This window comes from Streptomyces sp. NPDC001634, assembly GCF_040298185.1.
GTDB lineage: Bacteria > Actinomycetota > Actinomycetes > Streptomycetales > Streptomycetaceae > Streptomyces.
Genome location: NZ_JBEOZU010000019.1, coordinates 108,964 through 134,883, shown reverse-complemented (window position 1 = coordinate 134,883; position 25,920 = coordinate 108,964). Strand labels below are relative to the sequence as shown.

Here is a 25,920-nt window from a genome sequence, read left to right as displayed (position 1 = left end):
GAGGGCGCGGTCAAGCTCCCGGACGGCAACGTCCAGCTGCCGCACCACGAGGGTCCGGTGCTGCCGGAGGGCACGACGAAACTGCCGACCGAGGAAGGCGCCGCGGCCCGGTACTACGACCCGCAGGGCAACCTCCTGGACGAGCACGGCAACGTCCTGCAGAAGGCGCAGGACGCCCCGAAGGGACCGGACGGCAACGACGTCAACCCACCAGCGGGCTCGGACGTACCCCACACACCTTCGCCGGTGAAGGAACCGGCCCTGGTGGGCGCGGCCACACCGACCGTCGAGCACGCGGGCCAGTCGGTTCGCCTCGGCAGCAGCGTGGGCCACGACCTGGGCGACGTCGGCCGCGCACCCGACAACGCGGCGGTACACGCGGGCGGCGACAACCTCCCGACGGTCCACGCCGGAGGCGACGGTCTGCTGGGCGGGCATGCAGGCGACCACCTCCCCGGCGGCAGCGCGCACGAGCACGGCTCAGGCCCCGCCGCCAGCCACGGTGACGGACCGAGCGGAGCGCACGAGCCCATGCCGCCTCACCGCCACGATCCGGTGCAGAACGAGCATGCAGACAACCCCGCACACCATGGTGGCAGAGACGGACATGGCACGCACACTGACCAGCATGGGGATGGCAGTGCGTCGCCGGGGGAGCACGTCAACGACACCGCTCATCACAGCGAGTCGGGCGCGAGTGGGCCAGACGGTCCGGGTTCCTCCGGTCTTGATGACTTCGGTCACCAGCCCGAGGGAGCCTCGTTGGACCCTCAGCCAGACTGGCACGGTCAGAGTGCCGGCCAGATGAAGCACTACCGTCGCCCGGCACTCGATGTGAGTCACTTGCCCATCGAGCATCAGCTGGCCGTGCTTGACAAGGAGGCTGCCAAGCTCGCGGACGAAGCGCGTGATGCACCTGCGGGGGTGGCACCTTCTGGGCAGAACCACCTCACGACTGGTTGTGCGGGCAGTTTCCTGCACGACAATGTCATCACAGCGCACACGAGCACGACGAAGATGCACGGTCAGAAGCTGCCGCACACGCACCAAGTCCTTCAGGGAATCCTGAAGCAGATAAGCGATGACGTGGACGCGGGCGTTCTTCCAGGCAAGGGCACAGGGCACGGCAAGTGTGCTGAAATCTCCTTGATCAGTGACCGGCTACATCAGCTGGATCCATCGGGGACACAAATCCGAACCGCCGCTGATGCGAGGAGGCTGTTGGAAGGCAGCGTCATGCATACGAGGAAGATCGGTGATTTCATCAGGCGCGATGGTGAGGTCGTAGGTCGCCACAACGACTACCTTCCGCCGTGCGACACTTGTAAGCACATCCTTCCCGCGCTTGGAATCCGTGCTCACTAATGAACGACCACTCACAGAAACAGGACTGCTCCATGGCAACCGGCAAGCTGCCGCTTGAAGTCGCCGACTGGTTGACCGAACACGGGTGGTTCCCCGGCCGTGACATCGGGCAACAGGCAGACGAGCTCATTGCTCTGCGAGTGCAGGATTCCGAACGTCAGTACTACCCTTTGGCGCCGGTCGAGGCGGCCAGCAAGATCATCCACTCTTACGGGCTCCTGGAGCTCGGTCACCCCAGGTTGCCGGCACGTGCACTGGTCATGGATCCGACAGGTAGGTACGAAGGCGACGCGGCGGAGATCTCGGAGCTTGCAGCCAATCTTGGTCAGCGCTTGTTCCCGGTCGGGTATGAGGCCTCGGAACTTGGCCTTGTCCTTGTGGATGAGGGAGGACGCTTCTTCCACCTCCACCACAGTGGTGCGTACTTCATAGGGTCTGACGAGAACGACGCGTTCTCTAGATTTCTCAGCGGCGCGGACGCTCCGGATGCGGAGGATTTCTTTGTCTAGGCAATTTCCTGCGGTCGCATCATCGCTCCTGATTCGAGGACAAGTATTCAGTCAAACCAGCCTGGTTGGATCGGGTAGCCCCAATATCCATCCTGCTGTTTGGGAGTTTATTGATTCGCTACCACTGGATAAACGGAGATCGTACACCGGTCGCTGCGCCGAGTCAGCCCTGATCTCGGATCAACTGTGGGAGATGGATACAGTTCGGTTGGACGGGCGGACAACAACTCTCCATGAAGCAGCCCCGCGGTTCGAGGGTGCTGCGTTGACCTCCCGCATGGTTCGTGAGCCGGGGAATCCCGACCATGGTAAGCCTACGTCTCCGTGCGCGGCTTGCTCATCTCTCCTAGAGGAACTCGGAGTCCGGGTCATCGGGTAGTGGACTCAGGGCAGCATGCGGATGTCCGGCTGGTTGTGACCCCTTGACCGATTACGAGTGCCAGAGTCGAAACGCACGGCTTGACGGCCGCCGCTTCGTGGGGCATGCCGATCAACCACCATCCGTGAAGCGGATCAATATCGACGACCCCGAGGTCGATATGGATATGGGGCAGCGACTGCTGTACCGCGGGAAACCCTTCACTGGCGAGGTCGAGGAATACCTTGGCGATGCCCGTGTTTCTCTGGAAAACTACGTTGACGGTCTAGCGGATGGCCCCAGTTGGGAATGGTACGAGGACGGCACGCTGAGGGCCGAGGTGACAGTCCGTAAAGGGCGCGCTGTCCGCGTCGCGCAGAGATGGCATCAGAACGGCGTGCTCGCCTCCGAGCGGGTGTTTTCCGAGGACAACGGGGCCTTCCTGTCCAGCCGGGAGTGGGACGAGCAGGGCCAGCCGACGGAGGTATGGCGCAAGGGGGACGACTGACCTCGTCGTGTGACGGCCAGGCTGTCCGCGATCACCCAGGTGTGCCCAGTAGTTATGGGCGCTTCCTGAAGGATATGCCCGGACCCGAGAACTGGATTCCCTGATGAGTCTGCACAGAATTGATATTGATGATCCGACGCGACCATGGACTACGGTGAGCGTCTTTACTACCGGGGAACCCCCTTCGCCGGAGAGGCCGTCGAATATCAGCGTGGTGCACTCGTGAGTCTCATCACGTACGAGGACGGCGTCGAAGACGGACCCGTCCGCGAGTGGTACATGGACGGGACCCTCCGGTCGGATGGGGTCATGCGGGGCGGTTTCCCGGCCGGTGAATTCCAGCGATGGCACCCGAACGGAAGGCTCGCAGCCCGGACCATCATGAGCGACAACGGGCTGCGACAGTTGGCGCAATTCGAATGGGATGAGGAAGGCAACCTGACAAAAGAGTGGCACGCGGAAAGTAAATGATTTCCAGCGCCGCTGTTACCCGCCGGAAGGGAACTGTCTTGATCGTCAGCACCCCGGTCGCGCGTTGGTCGTGGGGCCGTGACCATCAGCCAGGGAGCGAGGTCGTCACGTGCCTCCGTGAGCCATTCACCATCGAGGGGATGCAGCCACACGGCGAGAACAAGCTCCCGCGGTAGTGAACATGCGACGTATTGACGTTGACAACGACTGTGTCGACATCGACTTCGGGCACCGATTGCTCTATGCCGGAGAGCCCTACACGGGTGAAGTCGTCGAGCACCTCGCAGGGCACCTGGTGAGTGTCGTGACTTACACAGACGGTTTCAAGGACGGCCCCTACCACGAGTGGTACACGGACGGAACGCTCCGCGCCAAGGGCGTCATGCGCATGGGATTCGTGTCCGGAGAGTTCAAACCCTGGCACCCGAACGGCACCCTGGCCAAGCGCATGATCAACAGCGAGGACGCTAAAACTCCCCTCGCCGAGTACGAATGGGACGAGGACGGGCGCCCTATCCGTTCATGGGAACGTACGAATTCCTAGTCCAGCGATGCCCGATAACCTGGAACCGATGGCCGATCGGAACTCAGAGGATCTGACCGCCCTGCATGAACGTGTCACGACAGGTACGACGCGGCGCATCGATCTAGACGATCCCGATGTCGATCTCGACTATGACCAGCGACTCCTGTACCGGGGCGAACGCGGGGACCCTGGAGCCACACCAGAGCGGCTCACCTCGGTTGATTAGACCCATGAGATGAGTTGCTGATCAACTCACCACTCCCGAGAATCAGTCCTGTCCGGCGGAAACTCTCGGCCTCCAAGGCCCAGTACCTGCTACGGCAGCACCTCGACGTGCCGGGCACGTCACCGCGCGCCTCACCGGAGCGGCGGGCGTATGACTTTCCCAGGATCACCGCCGACGACAGCACCCTGAAAGAACGGAACGTTTATCGCAAACGGCCTTTCCATTCTGTCCGCCGCTTTTGCATTAGTCGTTCCAGGCCAACGCTCAGGAGAGAACGATGCTCCCCCATGCCGACAAGCCGATAATGGCAGGAAGCCTTCCGGAATCCCCGCCGAACACCCGCCGCGGAGACCCGCGGCCGAACGCCCCGCAGCACGCCACCTGCATGGCGAGCCTGGACCCCGGCCTTAAAATACAAGCGGCGAACGCCGACTTTTTCCGTCACATCGCCCGGCCGTCCACGGAGATCTGCGGACGCAGCATCTACGAAATTCTGCATCCGAGCGCCCGCAACATCCTTCCCAAGCACTTCAGCCGCCTCTCGAACGGCCACGGAAGCCGCTTCGTCGAGCGAGTGGTCGCCATACGCGGCCACGACCGGGTCTTCTCGGCGGAGATCACCGGCATAGCCGTCAAAGGAGAGAGCGACAACCTCTCAGGTGTCGTGGTCCTGATGAGCCCGCAGGACGAGCCGGCCGAAGCGGCGAACCGGCCCGCCAAGCCGACGCCGGTTCTCACGGCTCTGGACGCCCGCATTCTGGAGGGCGTCGCCACCGGAGCCTCGACCGTCCAACTGGCCTCGCGCCTCTACCTCAGCCGGCAAGGCGTCGAATATCACGTAGGTCTGATGCTCCGTCGATTCAAGGCCCCCAACCGCGCGGCACTCGTCTCCCGGGCGTACTCGATGGGCGTCCTCACGGTCGGCAGCTGGCCGCCCCGAGCCGCGCCCGACTTCGTGAAGTGACAGCCGCGGAGTACTGCGCAGCCGAACCCTCGCCGGCCTGATCAACGTGGCAACGAGGTACGAGCTCGCCGTCCGCTACGAAGCGACCGTGCTGGTCGCGGCCATTAATGAATGACGGTGACCAGCACTTTCGAAACACGCCCTGGTCCCCTTCCGGGTGTGGCCGAGACGTTGGAAAATGGTCAGCGATGCCAGCCGCAGACGTGTCGAGCCTCAAGGAAATCGCCAGGCAGATCCACACCCGACACGAATGCCGAGGCCTGGTGCTATACCGAGTGCCGCACCCCCGCGACGAACGCCGACCAGGCTCGGCGCGAGACCAACAGCACCGGGCCGTCAGGGTTCTTGCTGTCGCGGACGGGGACGACGGAAGGGATACCGGGGGCTATTTCGATACAATTGCCGCCGTTGTCGTCGCTGCGGCTGCTCTTGATCCAGGTCGCCGCGCTGAGTTCGTGCCTGCTCATGGTGCCCGTACCCTTCCATCGCGTCGCTGATCAGAGCAGCGGACTCGCGAGCTGACGGGGTATCCGCCCTGAGCACATCATAGGTCTGGCTGTGGCGGGCGTAGACGGCCGGATCGTCGTTGAAATGGCCACGGTCCAGGGACTCCGAGTACACCAACCGCTGCCCGTCGGGCAGGTCGATCAACGACATGGAGCCTCGGGGCCGGACGAGTCCGATGGTGCCCGCCAAAGCCACCTGGACACGGATGTTGGGTCGCCGACCGACGCGCAGGAGATGTGCGCACTGGTCTCGCATGATCTCGGGGCTCCCCACGACGTTGCGCAGACAGCTCTCATCCAGGACGACGACGTACAGCGGACCCCCGTCCGTGAGGAACCGCTGCTGTCGGCTCAGTCGTGCTCGGACGCGCTCCTCGATCTCATCGGCGTTCGCGGGACGGCGGCTGAACAGTGCGTGCGCGTAGTCCGGCGTCTGCAGCAAGCCGGGGACGACGCGCTCTTGATACTCCCGCAGGGCCACCGCCACCTCATCCATCTCGGCCCGGCGCTTGAACCAGTCCGGATGCTCCACCTGCGGATACCAGTCGATCCGCCCCCACAACCGCAGCAACACCCCACCCGTACCGAGCAGTTCGTCGCACTTCTTTGCGAACGTGTCCTGTGGAACCCTCGTGCCCGCCTCCACCCGCGCCACGTGTGAGCGGTCGCACGGGATCGAGCGCGCCAAGCCCTCCTGTGTGAGCACGGCCGCCTCGCGAAAGTGCTTGAGCACCTCGCCGAACACCACGGCGGTGCTGGCCCCCGATGCCCCCTCGGCGTTGCGTCGGCTCACCGCGTCCCCCTCCGTGACAGTGCTCCTGTGGCACGCGTCCAGCATTGAATCGGCCTGTTCCGCTGAGCAACGCTGGATGCACTCACAGTAATGAGCCGTTCGCATACAGCGGGTGCGAACGGCAAAGAACGTACGGAGCAGAAGTGGATGCAGATGCGGAGAACGCGGCAGTTACGGAACCGGGCACCCTCGTCTACGACCCGCGGACCCGCAAGGTCGGCGAGTACCGGGACAAGGCGGGCCCGTACGTGATGCTGCGCCCCGTGGGCGGTGGACGGGAATGGGAGGCCGACCCGCGGCTGATCCGTCCGGCCACCCCCGAGGAACGGCTCAGCGCCGCGGTCAGGGCGGCCAACGCGCAGTCGCGGCAGGTGCGGTGATGGCCGGGGAGATGGACGAAGAGCCGGGCACACCGCCCCGTCCCGTCCCCGGCTGCGCGGCCTGCGCGGACCTCGCCTCGCAGCGGGCCGCGGCCCGCGCCGCATCCGACGGCAGCGCGGAGACCGACACCAACGTGCTCCTGCGCCGCCACCAGCGCCGGGAGCCCCACCCCGCCGATGCCACGACCGTGCCGCCCACGCGGCCGAGCGTGTTCACCCCCGGTGGGACCGTGTCCCGCCGGGGGTGCGCCATATCTCTGCCGTACCTTTCGCACATTGCCCCGCTGCGCCGGCCGACGGAGAGTGAAGGCATGGATCAGGCACAGGCACACGAGTGGCTCGCCACCGCCGTCGCGGAGGCCCGCGCCGGCCTCGCGGAGGGCGGCATCCCCATCGGCGCCGCGCTCTACGGCGCGGACGGCACCCTCCTCGGCCGCGGGCACAACCGCCGCGTCCAGGACGACGACCCGTCGATGCACGCGGAGACGTCCGCCTTCCGCGCGGCGGGACGCCTGCGCTCCTACCGGGATACGACGATGGTGACCACCCTTTCGCCGTGCTGGTACTGCAGTGGCCTGGTCCGCCAGTTCGGCATCTCCCGGGTGGTCGTCGGCGAGGCGACCACGTTCCACGGCGGCCACGACTGGCTCGGGGAACATGGGGTGGAGGTGGTCCTCCTCGACGACCCCGAGTGCACGACGTTGATGCGCGAGTTCATCGAGAAGAACCCGGCCCTGTGGAATGAGGACATCGGAAGTGACTGAATCAGTGACCGAGGCAGTGGCTGAGCCCCGTATCCCCACCATCGATCTGCGGCCGTGGCTGGACGGCGCCCCGGACGCCCGCGCCCGTATCGCCCGTACGGTCGACGAGGCCCTCCGGACCGCCGGGTTCCTGCTGGTCACCGGCCACGGCGTGGACCCGTCCCTGCGCGAGCGGATCCGGACGGCCGCGCGGGTCTTCTTCACGCTGCCCGCCGACGTCAAGGAGCAGTACGCCGCCAAGGTCGGCGGGCGCGGCTGGCTCGGTCCCGGCGCCGAGGCCAACGGCTACTCCGAGGGCACCGAGACCCCGCCCGATCTCAAGGAGTCGCTGACCTTCGCGACGCACGAGCCGTTCGAGGACTCAGTGATCAACGCGGAGTGGTACGCGCCGAACGTCTGGCCGGGCGAGGTGCCGGAGCTGCGGACGCTGTGCGAGGAGTACCTGGCGCGGATGGGAGAACTGGAGAACCATCTGCTGGCCCTGCTCGGCGAGGCCCTGGGCCTCGAACCGGACTTCTTCACCCGCCACATGGCCCACCCCACCTACGGCTTCAACATCAACTGGTACCCGGGCACGGAGACCATCGGCGAGCCGGAGCCGGGCCAGTTCCGCATCGGCCCGCACACCGACTTCGGGACCGTGACGATCCTCGACCGGCAGGCCGGCAAGGGCGGACTCCAGGTCTACACGGACGAGGGCGGCTGGGAGGACGCACCGTACGACCCGGAAGCCTTCACCATCAACATCGGTGACCTGATGGCGCGTTGGACCGGCGACCGCTGGCGTTCCGGCCGCCACCGCGTCCTGCCGCCCCCGGCCGACGCACCCGCCGAGGAGCTGATGTCCCTCGTCTACTTCGGCGAGTGCACGCCGGGGACGGTCGTGGAGTCGGTTCCGGCGCCGGTGGGGCGCGTGGCGTACGCGCCCGTTGATTCGCATGTGTACCTGCGGGAGAAACTGAACTCGATCACGGTGGGCTGACGGGCGAAGGGCGCGCACCCGTACGAGTTCCGGCGATCACATAGCGCCCCGCGGCGGAAAACTTTCGTCACCCAACGGACACCATGCGCCCTAGTCCGAACCAACTCCCCCTTTCCGGGCGGGTATTGGTACACCTTCACAGCAGCACATCAGCAGCACATCAGCAGGACAGGCAGCACATCGGACCGGACCGCGCCAGGGGGAGATGCGGTGCACAGAGGGCCGCACGGCCAGGGGCCGCTGTTCGACACGGACCCGCCCGGTCTCGCTGCGCGGCTCGTCGGTCTGCGTCCGTACCAGCTGCGCCCCTCCCCGTACGAACACCAGGGCGATCTGCCGTTCGTGGTGTTCACGGGCGGGCGCGGGCTCGGCAAGAGCGCCCTGCTCGCTCAGGTGCGGGCCGCGTACCAGGGGCATACGCCCGTCGCGCTGGTCGACGGCGAGGAGCCGCAGTTCGCCGGACCGCCGCCGGAGCGGCCGGGTGAGGCCTGGTCGCCCGTCGCGCAGGCGCTGACCACGGTCGCCGAGCAGCTCGCCGAGCCCGTGACGGGCGCCCGGCGGATCAGTTTCCCGCGGCTCGCGTCCGGACTGCTCGCCGTCGCGGCGGGCGGCTGGAGCGACCGGGACGTGCCGCGGATCCGGCAGGAGGCGGAGCGGATCCTGCTGCTGAACGACTCCCGGTCGTTCCTGGACGGATTCGGGGGGCGCTGGGCGAGCAAGGTCGTGGCCAAGCTCGTCGCCTCCATGTCCAGCACCGGGCCTGTCGTCGAACCGATCATCGAGGCGACCCTGGAGGCTTTCAGCGAAGGGGTCTCGCCCACCCACCGGCGGCTGCGCAGGGCCGCCACCTGGTACCGCGACTGTCCGGACGCGGGCGGCAACCCCAAGCTGGGCCTCATCCTGCTGTCCGGGCACTTCCGGGCCGGCGGCGGCTCCCGCACCCACGCCGAGCGCTATCTCGTCCGGGCCCTGCTGGCCGACCTCGACGACGCATACGCGGGGGTCATGCAGCGCTCCCACCGGCTGGGCCGCCCGGTCGTACTGATCGACAACGTGCAGGAGCCCGCCGGACGCGGCCTCATGGAGTGCGTTCTGCGCGACCGTACGGACGGCGTCCGGGACCAGGTCGTCTTCTTGGCGGCCTTACGCGGGTACGCTCACCCGGCGCTCAGGAACGCGACCCGCCGCACCCTGGCCGAGGTCGCCCGCACCACCGGCTGGAAGGCGGGCCCCTCCCCCTCCTCCCGGGCGCTGCTCGTGTCACTGCCGCCGCTGACGCCCGACGACACCTGAACATCGTGCGCGCAGTCTGCCAAGACCTGGACGTGCCGCCCCGTTCAGAGGGTGCTGGCCTCCACATAGGCGAGAAGGTGCTCGAAGCGGTCCCGCCAGCCCGGGTCCCTCGCGTCCTTGCTCTCATGCGTGAAACGCACCGTCGTACCCTTCGTATGGCCCGGCTCCAGATGGAAGCGGATACGGTCGCGGCCCTCCACCGTGTACTCGGCGACCCGTTCCACGTCCCACGCCGTGATGCGGCCCCAGGCCGTGCCCTCGGGCAGCCGGAGTCCCACCGCGCCGCCGAGCCGTGGTTCGAACGGCTCGGCGGCGGCCAGCCAGCCCCGCAGCCCTGCGGAGCTGGCCAGGGCGGGCCAGACCTCCTCCACGGGCCGGGGCAGGTGCAGCAGGTAGTGCCGTATGTGCCTGTCCCCCCGGTGCTCGGCGGTGCCCTCTTCGATGGGATTGGTCATGACACCAGCCTCGCGCGCGAGCGGGGGATCCGCACGCCTTACGGGCGCTCGCCCGCCTTGTCGACGACGGCCCGCTCAAGGACGGAGCTCATGCCCGTGACCTGGCCTTTCGCATCGAGCAGGCACCACCCGAGGAAGCCGTAGCTCTGCGGGTCGAAGATCAGCTGCTCGCTCTCGCCCCCGCTCTGCCAGGTGATCGCCACGCCCTCCCTGGCCGCCGAGTCCCTGACGTACCCGACTGTCCGTACGACAAAGGCCGGTTCCGGTGAGTCAGGTCACCGGAACCGGCCTTTACGGCGGGGGACTTACACGCCCGCGTACGAGTGCTTGCCGCCCACGAAGATGTTCACGCCGTAGTAGTTGAACAGCCAGCAGCCGAAGGCGATCAGCGCGATGTAGGCCGCCTTGCGGCCCTTCCAGCCAGCCGTGGAGCGGGCGTGCAGATAGCAGGCGTAGGCGACCCAGGTGATGAAGGCCCAGGTCTCCTTGGGGTCCCAGCCCCAGTAGCGGCCCCAGGCGGACTCGGCCCAGATGGCGCCCGCGATGATCGTGAACGTCCACAGGGGGAAGACGGCGGCGTTCACGCGGTAGGAGAACTTGTCGAGGGACGCCGAGGAGGGCAGCCGCTCCAGGACGGAGGTCGCGAAGGTGCCGGGCTTGCCGCCGTTCGCGAGCTTGTTCTCGTACGAGTCCTTGAAGAGGTAAAGGATCGTGCCGACCGCACCGACGTAGAAGACCGCGCCGCAGACGATCGCGGTGGAGACGTGGATGTACAGCCAGTACGAGTGGAGGGCGGGGACGAGCTGGTCGCTGGCGGTGTACAGGACGGTGACGGCGAGACCGAGGTCGAGCAGGACCGTGGTGGTGAGGAAGAGGCCCATCCAGCGGACGTTCTTCTTCAGCGCGAGCAGCGTGAGGTACACGCCGACGGCGACCGTGGAGAAGGTGATGTTGAACTCGTACATGTTGCCCCACGGCGCCCGCTGCACGGAGGCCGCGCGGGCGATGACGCCGACGAGCTCGACGAGGAAGGACAGCACGGTGAGCGACACGGCAATCCGGCCGTAGAGGTCGCCCTGCTCGTCGCCGCCGTGGGCGCCGGGGCCGTCCGGCACGTCGCGGGCGCCGGCCACGGCGCGGGTGACGACCTTCGGCCGCTCCAGGACCGCCGTGCCGCCGGCCTTGTTGACCGTGACGGTGGGCGCCTGCGCCGTCCGCGCGGAGTCGGCGGTGAGCGCGTTGGCCGTGCGGGCGACCTTGCTGCGGCTGCCGAAGAGCCATTCGGCGATGTACGCGAAGAAGGCCAGCGTGTAGACGGCCATCGCGGAGTAGATCAGCGTGTTGCTGATGTTCGCGAGGTGTTCGTTGGTGGCGGTGGCGAGGGTCACTTCGTCTGAGCCCCTTCAGCGGCAGGTACGGGGGGTGTGGCGCCCGGCTCCTGATCGGGGTCGGCGTCTGGGTCGTCGGTCTTCGTGGGTGCCTGGTCATGGACGAGCGCGGCCAGGTCGCCGAGTTCCTCGGGGACCTTCGCGGACTCGCTGCGGCCGAGGCCCGCCATCTCCACGACGGTGACGCCGTCGGCGCCGGTCGTCGCGCGCACCCAGACGCGGCGGCGCTGGATGAACAGGGAGGCGGCCAGGCCGAAGATCGCGGCGATCGCGCCGCCGAGCGCCCAGCCAGTGGCCGGCTGCTGCACGATCTGGAAGCCGGCCCACTCCTTGATGTCCTTGTCGAAGGTGATCGAGCCGTTGCCGCCCGGCAGTGTCATCGTCTCGCCCGGCAGCAGGCGGGCCTTGGCGATGTTGCCCTTGGAGTCCTTGAACGGCTTCAGGTTCTTGGTGTCCAGCTGGTACACGTTCTGCGGGAGGCCCGCGTTGACGCCCAGGTCCCCGTGGTACGCGGACACCGCGAGCACCGGGTAGTCGAGCGCCGGGAACTGGGAGAACATGTCGCCCTTGCCGGCGCCCGCGAAGGTCGGCACGAAAAACGCGGGGAAGCCGAGCTGGTCGGTCTTCCCCTGGGCGTTGCGGTAGCCGTCCATGACCTTGATCGCGCCCTGCGAGGTGACATTGGAGTCGAGGGGCAGCAGCGGCACGGCTCCGTGGAAGACGATGGTGCCCTTGCCGTCCCGGACGGTGACGGTGGGCGCGTACCCGTGGCTGACGAGGTAGACCTTCGCGTCACCGATCTGCAAGGGCTCGTTGACCTTGATGGTGGTCTTCTTCTCCTTGCCGTAGGCGCCCACGCTGTAGGTGATGTCCGCCTGGTACGTGCGCGGGGTGCCCCGGTTGGGGCCGGTGCGCTCGTAGGTGCCGGTGAACTTCTTCAGGTCGAAGCTGAAGGGCACCAGGTCGTCGCTGGTGAAGAGGTTGCCGGACTTGAAGTCGTCGTACGAGATGAGCGTGTTGGAGAAGCCGTCTCCCTCGACCATGAGCTTGTTGCCCTCGGACTTGTAGAGCTGGCCCCAGGCGAAGGAGATCAGCATCACGATCAGGGCGATGTGGAAGGCCAGGTTGCCGGCCTCGCGCAGATAGCCCTTCTCTGCCGCGACGGCGTTCCCGGCGACGTGTGCGCGGAAGCGGCGCCGCTTGAGCACCTTCAGCGCGGCCTCGCGCACCTGCTCGGGGTCGGCGCCGGTGCGCCAGGTCGCGTACGCGGGCAGCCGGGTCAGCCGCTTCGGCGCGGCCGGCGGACGGCCCCTGAGCTGGCCGACGAACTGCCAGGTACGCGGCACGATGCAGCCGATGAGCGAGACGAACAGCAGGATGTAGATCGCCGAGAACCACACCGAGCTGTAGACGTGGAACAGCCCGAGCTTCTGGTAGACGGGGCCCAGTGTCTTGTGGGCCGTCATGAAGTCCTGCACCTTCGTCGCGTCGGTGCCGGACTGCGGGATCAGCGAGCCGGGGATCGCGCCGAGCGAGAGCAGGAAGAGCAGGATCAGCGCGACCCGCATGGAGGTCAGCTGCCGCCAGAACCACCGGGCCCAGCCGATGACCTCGCGAGCGGTCCAGATGATCCAGCCCTTGGCGCCGGGGGCGCGGGAACCGCCGAAGGACCCGGGCATGGCTGTCTCGACCGGGGCCGTGGACAGCTGCGAGCCGGCCTCGCCCAGGTCGGACTCGGTGCCGTTCGAAAGGGTCTCGGGGGTCTCGTCGCCGTGCACGTCGGTGCTCCGTGTGTCGCTCATGGATCAGATCCCCACCGAGTAGCCGTTGGACCAGCTCTGCATCTGCTGCACGATGCCGTCCCAGGCTCCGGTCAGCAGCAGCAGGCCGGTCGCGATCATCATGCCGCCCCCGATGCGCATCACCCAGGTGTAGTGCCGCTTGACCCAGCTGAAGGCGCCGAGCGCCTTACGGAAGGCGACCGCGGCGAGCACGAAGGGCACACCGAGGCCGAGACAGTACGCGACCGTCAGTATGGCCCCGCGGCCCGCGCTGCCCTGGTCGGAGGAGAGCATCAGCACGGAGGAGAGGGTCGGGCCGATGCACGGGGTCCAGCCGATTCCGAAGAGCGCGCCCAGCACGGGCGCGCCGATCAGCCCGGTCACGGGCCGCTTGTGGAAGCGGAACTCCCGCTGGGTGAGCCAGGGCATCAGCCCCATGAAGAAGACGCCCATGAGGATCATGAGCGCGCCCAGCACCTTGGACAGGACTTCCTTGTGTTCCTGCAGAGTCGAGCCGAAGGAGCCGAACAGGGCCCCGGTGGAGACGAACACGGCGGTGAAGCCGAGCACGAAGAGGGAGGCGCCCGCGACCATCCGCCCGCGCCGCGCCTCCGCCAGGTCGGTGCCGGTGACCCCGGTGACGTACGACAGGTAACCGGGGACAAGGGGCAGGACGCACGGGGAGAAGAAGGAGACGAGACCGCCGAGCAGGGCGATGGGCAGGGCCACCAGCAGGGCTCCGTTGAGCACGGTGCCGTTGTAGCCCGTCGCGGCGAGCGTGGACATTGCGGTCACGTCACTTCTCCGCGACGACCGGGTCGAGCATCTCGCGCAGTTTGTCCTCGCTGAGCGCCTGAAGCGTGCGTGCGGCGATCTTCCCGTCCCTGTCGATGATCAGCGTCGAGGGAATCGCCTGCGGATTGAGCGTGCCCGGCTTGAAGCGGAGCATCAGCTTGCCGGCCGGGTCGTACAGGCTCGGGTATGTGACCCCGTACTGCTTCTCGAAGGCGCGGGCCGGTTCCGTGCTGGTGTCGCGGGTGTTGATGCCGACGAACTGGACGCCCTTGCTCGCGGTGTCCTGGGCGACCTTGACGAAGTTCGACGCCTCGGCGCGGCACGGCGGGCACCAGGAGCCCCAGACGTTGATGACGACGACCTTGCCCTTGTAGCCGGCGACGTCGAGCTTCTTGCCGTCGATCGTGGTGCCGGACAGGTCGGGGGCGGCGGCCCGCTCGCCCTTCTTGACGGTCGCGATGCCGTCCTTGCCGGTGATGAAGTTGGTGTTGCCGGAACCCCCGGAGGTTCCGCCCGATCCGCAGGCGGACAGGACGAGCGCCGCGACGGCGGCCCCGGCCGTGGCCAGGACGGCGCGTCGGCGGCTGCGGCTACGGGTGCGGTTCAGGCGCTGGGGGGCGCGGCAGGCGGCACTCATGTGAAAAGTTTCGCATGTCCGTTCCGGGGATCTTGCGCACCCCCCTTGCGGGCGGAAAACCGCCTTTCAGGCAGGCTTTGACGGGTTGCCCGAAGCCCCCGAACCCCCCGAAGCCCCCTTGCCGCTGTCCGCGAGGAACTGCTTCCAGCCGCCCGTCGGCCGCTGCCCCACGTTCAGGCTCTGCAGCTTGCGGACGGTCTCGGGCCGCTGCACGTCGAGCCAGTCCGTGAACTGCCGGAAGGAGACGAGCCGTACGTCGGCGCCCTTCTCCTTCTCCTGCGCGATGTGCTTGAACGCCGCCTCGACGGCGTCCATGTAGATACCGCCGTTCCAGTGCTCGAAGTGGTTGCCTATGAAGAAGGGTGCGCGGTTTGTCTGATATGCCCGCTCAAATCCGGCTATGTAGGCATTCGTTGCCTGGGTGCGCCAGCCCGGGTAGTTGGACGGCGGCGCCTTCGTCGTCTTGATCGACTGGTTGGCGAGGATGTTGTAGTCCATGGACAGCACCTCGAAGGTGTGCCCCGGGAACGGGATCGCCTGGAGCGGGTAGTCCCACACGCCATGCCGCTTGACCGGCCACATCTGCCGGCCGCCGGGCGAGGAGGCGTCGTAGCGCCAGCCGAGTTCGCGGGCGGTGGGCAGCAGGTTGTCCTGCCCGAGCAGGCAGGGCGTACGAGCGCCGACCAGTTCCTTTTCGTAGTCGAAGGGCAGCGGCGGCAGATCGTGCCACCCGGTGTTGGTCTTCCACTCCTTGACGAAGGCCTTGGCCTGCGTGATCTCGCTGTGCCACTGCTTGGGCGTCCACCACTTGACCGAGCCGTGGGCCTCGCCGCAGAAGTGGCCGTTGAAGTGGGTGCCTATCTCGTGGCCCTCGAGCCAGGCGCGGCGGACGTTCTGCAGCGTGGCACGGACGTGATCGTCCGACAGATAACCGATGTCGGAGGCGCCCGGATGGTTGTTCGGGGGCAGGTACTTGCGCTTCTTCGACTCGGGCAGCAGATACAGCCCGGAAAGGAAGAAGGTCATGTGCGCGCCGTGCTCTTTGGCCAGGTCGAGAAAGCGCGGGAAGAGGCCGTTGCCGACCTCTCCGGCGCCGTCCCAGGAAAAGATCACGAACTGCGGCGGGGTCTCACCGGCCTCCAGGGGCACCGGCTTTCCCGGCTGGTTCGGCTGCTTGCCGGTGTTGGCGGTGGAACCGTCACCGATGAGACGCGCGTTGGCCGTGGGGCTGCTGGAGCTGCCGGAATCCCCCTTGCCGGAGCCGTTGCCGGAGTGTGCGCCGTCACCCTTCCCGTGGGTGCCGCAGGCGGCGAGTCCCATGGCCGCTGCCGCACCCGCCCCGAGTCCCATCAGTCCGCGTCGGCTGATCTCCCGCATTACGTCCCCATCTCATAGCGCCCTCTCAGGTCACACACTGAGAGGGCGCGACGCGGACGAGGGTTCCGCTCAACCCACGCATATATAACGGATTTTACGAAGATACAGTCAGATGACAGAACCGAATACGTCTTGTGACGACGCGTATGCCGTGGCGTAATACCTCGGACGCCTGGGTCGGCCAGGGCGTACGAGGCACTGGCGTACAAGAACTGGCGTACCACGCACGGGCATACCGAGCACTGGCGTACCGAGCACTGGCGTACGAGATTCCGACGTACGGGTCTCAGGCCCCGAACGCCTTGTCCTTCCCCTTCACCGGCTTGGCGCCCGCGAGGAGATGAGCCGGAACGAGATCCCGGGCCGGCTCCGAGTACCCCACGGACACAATCTTGTCGCCCTGATACGTGAAGGTGGTAAGAGAGGCGAGCGTGCACTGCCGCTTGCGCGGGTCGTGCCACAGCCGCCGCTTCTCCACGAAGCTGCGCACGATCCAGATCGGCAGCTGGTGGCTGACGCACACGGCCTCGTGTCCACGGGCGGCGTCCTTGGCGGCGTCCAGCGCCCCCATCATCCGTACCACCTGCTCCACATACGGCTCGCCCCAGGACGGCTTGAACGGGTTCACCAGATGCTTCCAGTTCTCGGGCCGCCGCAGCGCCCCGTCCCCGACCCCGAAGGTCTTGCCCTGGAACACGTTGTCGGCCTCGATGAGCCGCTCGTCGACGGCGAGGTCGAGCCCGTGCGCCTTGGCGATCGGGGTGGCCGTCTCCTGGGCCCGCTCCAGCGGGGAGGCGACGACGTGGGTGATGTCCCGGGAGGCGAGGTGCTCGGCGACCCGCTCGGCCATCTGCCGGCCGAGCCCGGAGAGGTGGTAGCCGGGCAGCCGCCCGTACAGAACCCCCTCCGGGTTGGCGACCTCGCCGTGCCTCATCAGGTGGACGACGGTGATGTCACTCATGCTGCGGTGGCCTCCGCTGCTGCCCGGGCCGCCGCCGGAAGGGCGTCGGCGATCCTCTGGACCGCCCGCTCGTCGTGGGCGGTGGAGACGAACCAGGACTCGAAGGACGAGGGCGGCAGATAGACGCCCTGCGCGAGGAGGGAGTGGAAGAAGGCGGTGAACCGGAAGGACTCCTGCGCCCTGGCGTCCTCGTAGTTCCGTACCGGCCGGTCGATGAAGAACACGGAGAACATGTTGGAGGCGCTCTGGAGCTGGTGCGCCACGCCTTCCTTGCTGAGCGCGTCGGTGACGAGCGTACGGATCTCATCGGACACGGCGTTGACCTTCTCGTACGCGGCGTCGTCGAGGAGCCGCAGCTGGGCGAGGCCGGCGGCGGTGGCGACCGGGTTCCCGGAAAGGGTACCGGCCTGGTAGACGGGACCGGCCGGGGCGAGGTGCGCCATGACGTCCTCGCGCCCCCCGAAGGCGGCGGCGGGGAACCCGCCCCCCATCACCTTCCCGAAGGTCATGAGATCGGGCGTGACCCCGTCGATGCCGAACCAGCCGGACCTGCTGGTCCGGAAGCCGGTCATGACCTCGTCGGAGATGTAGAGGGCGCCGTTCTCCCGGCAGAGATCCTTGAGCCCCTGGTTGAACCCGGGCAGCGGCGGCACGACGCCCATGTTCCCGGGCGAGGCCTCGGTGATCACACAGGCGATCTCGCCGGGGTGGGCGGCGAAGGCGGCGCGGACGGCGTCGAGGTCGTTGTAGGGAAGGACGATGGTGTCGCCGGCCTGGGCACCGGTGACGCCGGGGGTGTCGGGCAGCGCGAAGGTGGCGACGCCGGACCCGGCGGCGGCGAGGAGGGCGTCGACGTGTCCGTGGTAGCAGCCGGCGAACTTGACGACCTTGGACCGGCCGGTGAACCCGCGGGCGAGCCGGATGGCCGACATCGTGGCCTCGGTCCCGCTGGAAACCAGCCGGACCTGCTCGACCGGCTCGATCCGGGCGACGATCTCCTCGGCGAGCGCGACCTCGCCCTCACCGGGCGTACCGAAGGAGGTACCGCGGGAGACTGCCTCCTGGACGGCGGCGATCACATCGGGGTGGGAATGCCCGAGAATCATGGGCCCCCACGAACAAACAAGATCAACATATTCGCGTCCGTCGGCATCGGTCAGATAAGGACCGTTACCGGACACCATGAACCGGGGCGTACCGCCCACGGCGCGAAAGGCGCGCACCGGAGAGTTCACGCCGCCGGGCGTGACGGCCGCCGCGCGCTCGAAAAGAGTCTGCGAAACTGGGGCTTCGTACGGATAGCTCACACTAGCCATGGTGTCAGAGGCCGCGAAGATCCTGCGGACAGGTGTTTAAACGCACGTTTCGGCGTGCGGCCGTGGGGGAGGTCACTGACACGATGATCGGGTTGCGCGGCGGGGGCCACGCGTCCTAGAAAAGCAGTCGGGTGGAGATATGCATCGCGGTGGCGGACTGGGCGAGGGGACCGATGACGTCGGTCCTCGGCGTGCCCGGCGGGGAAGGCACCGGCGCGAGGCGGAGGAGACGACAGAGACACGTCGGGCGCAGGGGCCGTACGAGGCGCACGAACCGCATGGTTCGCGCGGCTCGCAGGGCCCGCAGGGCTCTCAAGGCCCGCAGGCTTCACAAAGTTCGCAAGGTACGCAGGGTTCACAGGGCGGGCAGGGCTCGGGACAGCCTGTTGCAGGCCCGTCGGGCCCACAGGTTTCGCAGAGTGAGCCTGAGCGGATCGATCGTGCGGCGCGTATGGACCGTAGGGACCCGAGCGACCGGAGGGACCGTATGGACCGCGGAGACCGCAGGATCGACCGACTCAGGGCAGGGAGCGGGAATGGTGGTCGGGTGGGGGTGACATACAAATACTTCGGCGCGCCGGACGGCGCCACGGCAGCCCGCGTCCCGATCTCGATGCGCCCCGAGGAACTCGGCGGCGACGAACTCGGCATGGGCGGCATGTTCACCAAGATCAAGCCGGAGACGATGGCGGCGATGGTCCTCACGGGCATCGAGGGCGTCCCGCTGCACAAGGTCCCGCCGCTGGAACTGGTCGTCCTGCACCCCGACTACGCGGTCGTCAAACTCCCCATGACCGCAGTGGACCCCCTGCGCGGCATCGGCGAGGAGCAGGTGGGCGCGGCGGCGTTCATCTGGTCGACGGTGCCGGACCGGGGCGGGCCGCGGGATGCGTTCAATGTGTACCAGTTGCTGCACGAGTGGCAGGACTTCAGCCATCGGTTGCATGAGGCGGGGCATCAGCCTTATTGCCTTGTGTGGCCCTGATCGGCCCTGAGCTGGGGGTTTCGGTGGTAGCGGGCGGGGTCTTCGGACCTCGCCCTTGTCATGCGCCGGGAGGAGCCGTCAGGCGGCCGGCCCACGAGCCCAGGCAGCCAACGCGCACTACGTCGAGGGGCACCCCGCCGCTCCGCGCCCGCAGCAGCCTCAGGCCCGGCGGCGTTGATCACCTCTGTGCCCGGCCGCCACCGTCCGGCCTGGGTGCCTGGGGTTTGCGGTGCTTGCCGGTGCCGGAACCGAGCAGCTTCGGCACCGGCCCTGGGGGTGAGGGCTCGTTGGCCTCCGGGTACAGGATGGCTTTGGCGTCGGCCAGGCTGGCGGCGAACCCGTACAGCTCCCATGCGTGCCCAATCCAGCGCTCGATGGCGCGGGGTGCGTCCGGGTTCAGATGCGATGCCCTGGGCCCGTCGACGGGCACGACAGGCACGGCGCGAAGTCGGCCGATCCTCGCGTCACGGCGTTCCGCCCAGTCCTTCAGCGGTTCGTCGTCCATCCTGGCGTTCCTCGCGTCGGTGGCGGCTGTCTCAGGAGGGTAGCGCCCACTGCGGGCCGTTCGGGTTCCCGAGCCAGACGGCCTGCTGGTCGCGGGAGACAGTCACGCCGAACGCCGCGGTGTTCGGTGAGCCGTACTCCTCCCAGGTGGCCACCGCCGACTCGATCGCATCCCACAGTCGGCGGGGGCCGCCCTGCCTGACCTGCCAGCCGCCGTCCGTGGGAGCGAGGACGGCGAAGGAATCGGTGACGCTGTCCAACAGAAACGTGCTGACCGGGCCGCCATCGACCGCCATCGAGAAGAAACGGGCGTCCGGCGCCGCAAGCTGCGCCATGAACGCCGACCCGGAGCTGGTGAGAAGCTCTGGCCCGCGTACGGCTTTCCGTACCGTCCCGTCGTCGGGGCCCGGCACCATGCCGAGGCTCTCCGGTGCGTCCTGCTGGCGGGCGATCATGAAGCTCGGGTCGTCCTCGCTGAACCAGCCGCTCGCGCTGTCACCGGTGACGATGAGTTTGGCCAGGCCGAGGAAGCGCATCCAGCCGTGAAGGGTGGTGAGGATGACACCGCCCGGCCGGACCTGTTCCAGCCAGGCGGGCGGGATGCTGCGGAAGCCGCACGTGGCGATCAGCCGGTCGTATGGGGCTCCGTCGGGGTGGCCGGCGCGGCCGTCCCCCACCAGCAGATGGGGGGTGTGACCGGATCGCGATCGACGCGGCGGCACAGGAAGAGGAATGACTGCGCCGGTGGGCAGCCAGGCGCCTCGCCTGATCCGGCGAGGTCAGAGGAAGGCGGCGAGTCCGTCGAGGAAGCGGTCCACGTCGTCGGTGGTGTTGTAGGGGGCCAGGCCCGCTCGCAGGGCGGGGTCCTCGAGCTTGAGCGCGGTGAAGGGTTCGTAGGCGTAGAACGACCCGGCGGGTGCCAGCACGTCGCGCGCGGCCAGATGTGCCTGGGCCTCGCGGGCGTCGCGGCCTTCGATGGACATCAGGAGCGTCGGGGTGCGGTCGGGAGCCTTCGAGTGCAGGGTGATGGCGTCGCCCAGGGACTCCAGACCCTCCTGCAGCCGTGCGCGCAGCGTCAGTTCGTGCTCGTGCATCGACTCCAGGGAGCGGGTGAGGCGCTCCCTGCGCGAGGCCCCCGTGCCCGGATCCAGCTCGGCGAGGAAGTCGACGCCGGCGGTGGCGCCCGCCAGGATCTCGTACGGCAGCGTGCCGAACTCGAAACGCTCCGGCACCGTGTCGGGGGACGGCACGAGCTTGTCCGGGCGCAGGGTTTCGAGGAACTCGGGCGCCGCCGCGAGAACCCCGCAGTGCGGCCCGAGGAACTTGTACGGCGAGCAGACGAACAGATCCGCCCCGAGCGCGGGAACGTCCACGAGATGGTGCGCTGCGTAGTGCACGCCGTCCACATACACCAGAGCGCCGACTTCATGGGCGCGGTCGGCGATCCGGCGCACGGGCGGCTTGGTGCCCAGCACGTTGGAGGCTGCCGTGACCGCGACCAGCCGGGTCCGGGGCGTCAGGGCCCGCTCGTACGAGTCGAGGTCGAGCTCCGTGGTCTCCGGGTCGATCTCGATCCAGCGGACCGTCACTCCGGCGCGCTCGGCCGCCTGGACCCAGGGGCGGACGTTGGCGTCGTGGTCGAGGCGGCTGAGGAGGATCTCGTCGCCCGCGTTCCAGTTCTTGGCCAGGTGGCGTGAGAAGTCGTACGTCAGCTGCGTGGCGCTGCGCCCGTGGACGATACCGTTCGCGGGCACGTTCAGCAGGTCGGCGTAGGCGGCACGGAAGTCCTCGACGGCGCGCTCGGCGTTGAGCTCGGACGGGCTGACGGTTCCCCGATTGGACAGGGGGCCGGTCAGCGTCGCGGCGATGGCGTCGGCGACCGGGCGGGGGGTCTGCGTTCCGCCCGGACCGTCGAAGAAGGCGAGGCCGGTGGCGAGGGAGGGGAAGTGGGCCCGCAGGGCGGTGAGGTCGATGGCCATGGTCTCGGCTTTCTGTCGGGCGGGTTCCTGGCGTCGCGGTGCCTACTCTGGCGTCGACCTCGCGACACGTAAAGCGATGGATCCCGAAGAGAAAGTTCATGAACCATGAAGTCTCAGCCGGATCTGAAGCTCCTGGCCACCTTCCTGGCCGTCGTACGCCGGGGCTCGATGGCCGAGGCCGCGACGGAGCTCGGCTACGTGCCCTCGGCGGTGTCCCAGCACATTGCCGCGCTCGAACGCGACATGGGCGTCGAACTGATCACCCGCCGCCCCGGCAGCCGACTGATCCTCACCGCGGCCGGCCGCTCCCTCGCCCAGGCGACCGAGACGCTCTTCGACGCGACCGCGCGCTTCCAGGACGCCGCCCACGGCATCGCGAATCACGAGATCGCCGAACTACGCGTCGGGACCTACCCCAGCGCCATGACCTACCTGCTCCCTCAGGTCCTGTCCACGCTCAGGGCTCGACGCCCAGGTCCCCGGATCCGTCTCGTCGTCGTGGAGACGGACGAGGGCGTGCCGAGGGTGACATCGGGGGACATCGACCTGCTCGTCGCCTACCGCTACCTGCCCGAGGATCCGCCGGCTCCGTCCGAGGCGTTGACAATCACCGTCCTGGGGCGTGAACCGCTCGTCCTGGTCACGGGTGCCGAGCCGGGGCGCCGACGTCCGGTGGAGCTGGCCGAATGCCTGGAACGGGAATGGGTCTCGGGCCACGCCCACAACCCCGACCGGCGTCTGCTGCACCGCTGGGCCGGAGAGCTCGGGATCGCGCCGCAGGTGACGTTGGAGACCGATGACCTGCACAGCATGCTTGCCATGATCCGGGCGGGCCTCGCGGTGGGCCTGATCCCGGCCACGGTCCTCGGAGCAGGACACGACGCCGGAGTCGAGAGAGTGGTCCTGCAGCCCGGCGTCGCACCGCTTTACCGGGAGATCCTCGCCGTCAGCAGACCCGGTGCCCGCTCCCCGCTCATCGACGAGCTGGTCACGCTCCTGGCCGGTGCCGTGGAGAGCGCGCCGTCGTCAGGGAGATCGCAGTCAGGTGATCAGTAAGCGACCTGGTCTCTTGTTCAGTGCCCCCCGCGGTCGAGGGCGGCGACCTCGCGTACGGCCTCGGCGATGGCCGGGAACTCCTTTCTCAGGATCGCACCGTGGTTGCCGGCGACCTTCGCGCTGATGTGGATGTTCGCGTTGCGGGCGGTCACCGTATCGAGGCTGGTGCGTATCCGTTCCTGCTCATCACCGCGGCTTCCGAAGGACGTCCCCGAAGCAACCACATACCGCACCGGGACGGTGATGTTGTCCAGCACGGGGCCCAGCTCGCGCTCGCGGGAGAGCCTGCCGAGCTCGATGTTGCTGTTCGCCTGCTGTTCGGCGGTCATCCGCGGGGTCAGGCCCGTCGGGCGCAGCAGCGGCGTGAACCAGCCCATCCGCCGAAACAGCTTCCGGATCCGCTGCTCCATGGCCTCGTCGAGCCAGTCGTACGGGAACGCGCCGTCGACCAGGACCGCGCCCAGGGCACGGTCCGGATTCCGGCCGGCCCAGTGCGCCGCGACGACCGCTCCGTAGGACCAGCCCACCAGCAGCGCCCGGTCCACACCCCTGGCCGCGAGAACGGCATCGACATCCCGGACGGCGGCCTCGAAGGAATAGTCCGCCGAGCGCTTCGATTTCCTGCCGCGAGCCCGCTCGTCGTAGGTGATGTGCCGCCATCCCCTGCCCAGTTCAGCGACGACCCGCCGCCAGTACCCCTGAGTGGCGAACTGGCCATTGAGGTAGACCACAGGGATGCCGGAGCCGCCGGTGTCGGTGACGGCCAGGGCCGTATCGTCAACCGGCACCATGCCGGTCCACTTCGAATCGGTCGAGGAAGAGCTGTTCTTCGTCATGTGTTCCCCCTGGTCGCGTGAGAGCGTCTTGTACGACTTCTCCAGGCCCTGTTCTCCAGGCTCTGGACATGGATCGCAGGCCCCTCGGGACGGACGGCCGGGCCCTCGACGACGAACCGACAGGATCTCGATCGCGGTGGGCCCGGCCGGACAGTCCTGGTTCTGCTCCTTCAGAGGCTGCGGGCGGTGATGTCGCCGTTCGAGGTGGTGGCGCGGATGTCGAGTTCGGCGGTGCCATCGTTCTTGAGGGCGTTGCTGATGCGGCCGTAGCCGGTGTCGGCGTCCAGCGCGGCCGAGACGCCGGCGGCGGCACCGACCGTGATGTCGCCGGACTGGGTGCGGAGCACGACCGTGCCGCGCACGGCCTCGGCGATCCGGATGTCGCCCCTTGCGGTGCTGATCTCCGCGGGGCCGCCCAGCCGGCCGACCTCGACGTCACCGTCGACCGCAGTGAGGCGGACGCTCGCGGCCTCGTCGATCTTGATCTGGCGGTACGCGCCTTCGAAGACGACGTCGCCAAGGCGGCCGACGCCGCGGAGCTCGGAGCCGCCGGCCTTGGCCTCGATGCGGGAGCCGGCGGGCAGTTGGACGGTGACCTCCAGGGATCCGGAGGGGCCGAAGAGCTGGTTCTTGGGCTCGGGAGTGTTGATCCGCAGGACGCCGTCGGCGTAGGCGACGGTGGTCTGCTCGGCAGCCTGGACGTCGCGGCTCTTGGAGGGGTTGGCGGGCCGGACCTCGACGGTGGTGTCGGCGCGGTCGGCGGCGATGAACTGAATGCGTCCGGCAGGGATGTCCAGGACGGCGGAGATCGGGGCGGGGGTGTCGAACTTCTGCATCGTGCTCTCCTGTGCTCGGTCGCTGTTTCTGACATCGGAAACGCTACGTTGCTTTCCATATTCCAGCAACATACTCGTTGCACAACATCTGCATCTTTGCAGGTGGAGGCCGAGAAACTGTTGCAACGGTCCTGCCAGTAACGCAATGACGACCACTTCGATCATTGCAATGGGTGAGAAGTGAACGCTATGCTGGGGGGATCAGGGACCACCATGAAGGATCACCAAGGAGACCGCGATGCCGGGAGGCAGGCTCACCCAGCAGGAACGCCGGCAGATCGCGCTGGGGCTGGCCGACAGCCTCCCCTACGCCGAGATCGCCCGACGCCTCGACCGTCCGACCTCGACCATCACGCGTGAGGTGATGCGCAACGGCGGCCCCACCGCCTACCGCGCCGACCTGGCCCACCGCGCCACCGAACGCCGCGCTCACCGGCGCAGGCCCGCCTCCTCCCGAGGGGCCGAGTCAGTCCCCCAGCCCCACGGCCGCGACGCCGAGGCCGTGGCCGAGTACGAGGAGACGCTCACCACCGTCCTCATGGCTTCGGGCCTGCCCAAGATGACGGCCCGTGTGCTGACCTGCCTGTTCACCACCGACGCGGGCAGCCTCACCGCGTCCCAACTCGCCCAGCGCCTCCAGGTCAGCCCGGCGTCCATCTCCAAAGCGATCGCCTTCCTGGAGAGCCAGAGCCTGGTCCGCCGAGAACGCGACGAACGCCGCCGCGACCGCTACGTCGTCGACGACGAACTCTTCTACCAGGCGACGATCGCCAGCGCCCGGTCCAACGACCAGCTCGTCCAGACCGCACGCCAAGGCGTCGCCGTCCTCGGCCCCCACACCCCCGCCGCCACCCGCCTGGAGAACATCGCCCGCTTTCTCGACTTCATCAGCGAAAGCATCACCCGCGCCGCCGAACAGGCCCGCGAAGTCCTCCACACCAAACCCGAAACGACCTCGGACGACGCTGCCCAACCAAGTCCGGACCACGGATGGACAACGGATGGACAGCCGTCTCGATCGTCACAGCGATAAGGCGAAGCCGGTCGGCCTGACCGCCGCGCTGCGCCGCGCGCCGGAGTTGCCGGAGTCCCCTCCCGGCCGGTGACCGCAAGCGGCCCGCGCGCCCTTCACCGTCTACTGCCGCGGGGCGCGAGCAGGCTGGTGACCTCGGCTGTCGCCTCGGCCGTGCGCGGCCATCACAGCACCACCACCGAGCGCAGGACGTCGCCCTTGTGCATCCGTTCGAACGCCTTCGGGACGGCCGACCGCCTCGATGACGACGTCGGCACCGTGGCCGCCGGTCAGGTCGCGGATCGCCTCGACGGCGTCCGGCTCGCGGGAGTTGACCGTGCGGGTGGTGCCACCAGG

The 25,920-nt window shown here is 68.0% G+C and carries 30 protein-coding genes and 1 pseudogene; 14 read left to right on the top strand and 17 right to left on the bottom strand.

What is annotated here, in order from left to right:
- The 7 genes from ABT186_RS15325 to ABT186_RS15295 form a co-directional block, all read left to right on the top strand.
- The coding region (locus ABT186_RS15325; RefSeq protein WP_351925371.1) for a YwqJ-related putative deaminase at positions 1–1,365 on the top strand (1,365 nt) is incomplete at its 5' end.
- Between the two features lie 32 nt (positions 1,366–1,397).
- Positions 1,398–1,874 (top strand): SUKH-3 domain-containing protein, encoded by a 477-nt coding sequence (locus ABT186_RS15320; RefSeq protein ID WP_351925369.1) that lies wholly within the window; start codon positions 1,398–1,400, stop codon positions 1,872–1,874.
- Entirely contained in the window at positions 1,852–2,253 is a 402-nt protein-coding gene (locus ABT186_RS15315; RefSeq protein ID WP_351925367.1) for a YwqJ-related putative deaminase, read from the top strand. Before ABT186_RS15320 ends, ABT186_RS15315 begins: the two co-directional genes overlap by 23 nt.
- A gap of 43 nt (positions 2,254–2,296) precedes the next feature.
- Positions 2,297–2,740: a toxin-antitoxin system YwqK family antitoxin gene (locus ABT186_RS15310; protein ID WP_351925365.1), complete on the top strand. Its 444-nt coding sequence runs from the start codon at positions 2,297–2,299 to the stop codon at positions 2,738–2,740.
- Positions 2,741–2,884: 144 nt separating this feature from the next.
- Positions 2,885–3,211: a toxin-antitoxin system YwqK family antitoxin gene (locus ABT186_RS15305; protein WP_351925363.1), complete on the top strand. Its 327-nt coding sequence runs from the start codon at positions 2,885–2,887 to the stop codon at positions 3,209–3,211.
- 181 nt (positions 3,212–3,392) lie between these two features.
- Positions 3,393–3,755 (top strand): toxin-antitoxin system YwqK family antitoxin, encoded by a 363-nt coding sequence (locus ABT186_RS15300; RefSeq protein WP_351925361.1) that lies wholly within the window; start codon positions 3,393–3,395, stop codon positions 3,753–3,755.
- Positions 3,756–4,348: 593 nt separating this feature from the next.
- The gene (locus tag ABT186_RS15295; protein ID WP_351925359.1) at positions 4,349–4,927 is read left to right on the top strand and encodes a helix-turn-helix transcriptional regulator; all 579 of its coding nucleotides are present in this window, start codon (positions 4,349–4,351) and stop codon (positions 4,925–4,927) included.
- Positions 4,928–5,193: 266 nt separating this feature from the next.
- Here the strand turns inward: ABT186_RS15295 and ABT186_RS15290 are convergent, their stop codons facing one another.
- Both ABT186_RS15290 and ABT186_RS15285 read right to left on the bottom strand, forming a co-directional pair.
- On the bottom strand, positions 5,194–5,316 hold the full coding sequence (locus ABT186_RS15290) for a DUF397 domain-containing protein (RefSeq protein WP_351236881.1): 123 nt from the start codon (positions 5,314–5,316) through the stop codon (positions 5,194–5,196).
- On the bottom strand, positions 5,264–6,226 hold the full coding sequence (locus tag ABT186_RS15285; protein WP_351236871.1) for a helix-turn-helix domain-containing protein: 963 nt from the start codon (positions 6,224–6,226) through the stop codon (positions 5,264–5,266). The genes ABT186_RS15290 and ABT186_RS15285 overlap by 53 nt, the downstream gene beginning before the upstream one ends.
- Positions 6,227–6,369: 143 nt before the next feature.
- Here ABT186_RS15285 and ABT186_RS15280 point away from each other — a divergent pair, with 143 nt between their 5' ends.
- The 4 genes from ABT186_RS15280 (at position 6,370) to ABT186_RS15265 (ending at position 9,645) form a co-directional block, all read left to right on the top strand.
- Positions 6,370–6,606 carry a hypothetical protein gene (locus ABT186_RS15280; protein WP_351925357.1) on the top strand — a complete coding sequence of 79 codons (237 nt, stop codon included), beginning with the start codon at positions 6,370–6,372 and terminating at the stop codon, positions 6,604–6,606.
- Between the two features lie 311 nt (positions 6,607–6,917).
- The gene (locus tag ABT186_RS15275; protein WP_351925383.1) at positions 6,918–7,370 is read left to right on the top strand and encodes a nucleoside deaminase; all 453 of its coding nucleotides are present in this window, start codon (positions 6,918–6,920) and stop codon (positions 7,368–7,370) included.
- Positions 7,363–8,352: an isopenicillin N synthase family dioxygenase gene (locus ABT186_RS15270; protein ID WP_351925355.1), complete on the top strand. Its 990-nt coding sequence runs from the start codon at positions 7,363–7,365 to the stop codon at positions 8,350–8,352. The genes ABT186_RS15275 and ABT186_RS15270 overlap by 8 nt, the downstream gene beginning before the upstream one ends.
- 210 nt (positions 8,353–8,562) lie before the next feature.
- Entirely contained in the window at positions 8,563–9,645 is a 1,083-nt protein-coding gene (locus ABT186_RS15265; protein WP_351925353.1) for a hypothetical protein, read from the top strand.
- Between the two features lie 44 nt (positions 9,646–9,689).
- Here the strand turns inward: ABT186_RS15265 and ABT186_RS15260 are convergent, their stop codons facing one another.
- The 9 genes from ABT186_RS15260 to hemL all read right to left on the bottom strand — a co-directional run bounded on the left by ABT186_RS15260 (position 9,690) and on the right by hemL (position 18,355).
- The gene (locus tag ABT186_RS15260) at positions 9,690–10,100 is read right to left on the bottom strand and encodes an SRPBCC domain-containing protein (protein ID WP_351925351.1); all 411 of its coding nucleotides are present in this window, start codon (positions 10,098–10,100) and stop codon (positions 9,690–9,692) included.
- A gap of 38 nt (positions 10,101–10,138) precedes the next feature.
- Positions 10,139–10,303, bottom strand: coding sequence for a hypothetical protein (locus ABT186_RS15255; RefSeq protein WP_351222878.1), 165 nt, complete (start codon positions 10,301–10,303; stop codon positions 10,139–10,141).
- Between the two features lie 102 nt (positions 10,304–10,405).
- Positions 10,406–11,488: a c-type cytochrome biogenesis protein CcsB gene (gene ccsB / locus ABT186_RS15250; RefSeq protein ID WP_351222876.1), complete on the bottom strand. Its 1,083-nt coding sequence runs from the start codon at positions 11,486–11,488 to the stop codon at positions 10,406–10,408.
- Entirely contained in the window at positions 11,485–13,290 is a 1,806-nt protein-coding gene (resB, locus tag ABT186_RS15245; protein WP_351222874.1) for a cytochrome c biogenesis protein ResB, read from the bottom strand. The genes ccsB and resB overlap by 4 nt, the downstream gene beginning before the upstream one ends.
- 3 nt (positions 13,291–13,293) lie before the next feature.
- The gene (locus tag ABT186_RS15240) at positions 13,294–14,064 is read right to left on the bottom strand and encodes a cytochrome c biogenesis CcdA family protein (RefSeq protein WP_351222872.1); all 771 of its coding nucleotides are present in this window, start codon (positions 14,062–14,064) and stop codon (positions 13,294–13,296) included.
- A 1-nt stretch (position 14,065) separates the two neighbouring features.
- Positions 14,066–14,701, bottom strand: a complete 636-nt coding sequence (locus ABT186_RS15235) for a TlpA family protein disulfide reductase (protein WP_351222870.1) — start codon at positions 14,699–14,701, stop codon at positions 14,066–14,068.
- 66 nt (positions 14,702–14,767) lie between these two features.
- Complete coding sequence (locus ABT186_RS15230; protein WP_351222868.1) at positions 14,768–16,078, bottom strand: polysaccharide deacetylase family protein; 1,311 nt, start codon at positions 16,076–16,078, stop codon at positions 14,768–14,770.
- A 286-nt stretch (positions 16,079–16,364) separates the two neighbouring features.
- The gene (locus ABT186_RS15225; RefSeq protein ID WP_351222866.1) at positions 16,365–17,039 is read right to left on the bottom strand and encodes a histidine phosphatase family protein; all 675 of its coding nucleotides are present in this window, start codon (positions 17,037–17,039) and stop codon (positions 16,365–16,367) included.
- Positions 17,036–18,355: a glutamate-1-semialdehyde 2,1-aminomutase gene (gene hemL, locus ABT186_RS15220; RefSeq protein WP_351925349.1), complete on the bottom strand. Its 1,320-nt coding sequence runs from the start codon at positions 18,353–18,355 to the stop codon at positions 17,036–17,038. Before hemL ends, ABT186_RS15225 begins: the two co-directional genes overlap by 4 nt.
- Positions 18,356–18,842: 487 nt before the next feature.
- Between hemL and ABT186_RS15215 the strand changes: the two genes are divergently transcribed.
- Positions 18,843–19,340 (top strand): hypothetical protein, encoded by a 498-nt coding sequence (locus ABT186_RS15215; protein WP_351222862.1) that lies wholly within the window; start codon positions 18,843–18,845, stop codon positions 19,338–19,340.
- A 178-nt stretch (positions 19,341–19,518) separates the two neighbouring features.
- On the opposite strand, the gene ABT186_RS15210 is transcribed toward ABT186_RS15215, so the two are convergent.
- From ABT186_RS15210 to ABT186_RS15200, 3 genes are all read right to left on the bottom strand, one after another.
- Positions 19,519–19,845: a DUF6087 family protein gene (locus tag ABT186_RS15210; protein ID WP_351222830.1), complete on the bottom strand. Its 327-nt coding sequence runs from the start codon at positions 19,843–19,845 to the stop codon at positions 19,519–19,521.
- A 31-nt stretch (positions 19,846–19,876) separates the two neighbouring features.
- The gene (locus tag ABT186_RS15205) at positions 19,877–20,521 is read right to left on the bottom strand and encodes a methyltransferase domain-containing protein (protein WP_351222828.1); all 645 of its coding nucleotides are present in this window, start codon (positions 20,519–20,521) and stop codon (positions 19,877–19,879) included.
- Between the two features lie 102 nt (positions 20,522–20,623).
- A complete protein-coding gene (locus tag ABT186_RS15200; protein ID WP_351925347.1) occupies positions 20,624–21,823 on the bottom strand; it encodes a cysteine desulfurase-like protein in 1,200 nt (399 codons plus the stop codon).
- Positions 21,824–21,928: 105 nt separating this feature from the next.
- Here ABT186_RS15200 and ABT186_RS15195 point away from each other — a divergent pair, with 105 nt between their 5' ends.
- Positions 21,929–22,879, top strand: coding sequence for a LysR family transcriptional regulator (locus ABT186_RS15195; RefSeq protein ID WP_351222824.1), 951 nt, complete (start codon positions 21,929–21,931; stop codon positions 22,877–22,879).
- A gap of 17 nt (positions 22,880–22,896) precedes the next feature.
- Here the strand turns inward: ABT186_RS15195 and ABT186_RS15190 are convergent, their stop codons facing one another.
- Positions 22,897–23,715: an alpha/beta fold hydrolase gene (locus ABT186_RS15190; protein ID WP_351925345.1), complete on the bottom strand. Its 819-nt coding sequence runs from the start codon at positions 23,713–23,715 to the stop codon at positions 22,897–22,899.
- 170 nt (positions 23,716–23,885) lie between these two features.
- The gene (locus ABT186_RS15185) at positions 23,886–24,551 is read right to left on the bottom strand and encodes a DUF4097 family beta strand repeat-containing protein (RefSeq protein ID WP_351222820.1); all 666 of its coding nucleotides are present in this window, start codon (positions 24,549–24,551) and stop codon (positions 23,886–23,888) included.
- Positions 24,552–24,789: 238 nt separating this feature from the next.
- On the opposite strand from ABT186_RS15185, the gene ABT186_RS15180 reads away from it, so the two are divergent.
- A complete protein-coding gene (locus tag ABT186_RS15180; protein ID WP_351222818.1) occupies positions 24,790–25,584 on the top strand; it encodes a helix-turn-helix domain-containing protein in 795 nt (264 codons plus the stop codon).
- A gap of 219 nt (positions 25,585–25,803) precedes the next feature.
- Here ABT186_RS15180 and ABT186_RS47965 read toward each other — a convergent pair.
- Positions 25,804–25,914 (bottom strand): annotated as a pseudogene (locus ABT186_RS47965) (zinc-binding dehydrogenase); the annotation flags it as partial.
- Positions 25,915–25,920 lie beyond the last annotated feature (6 nt).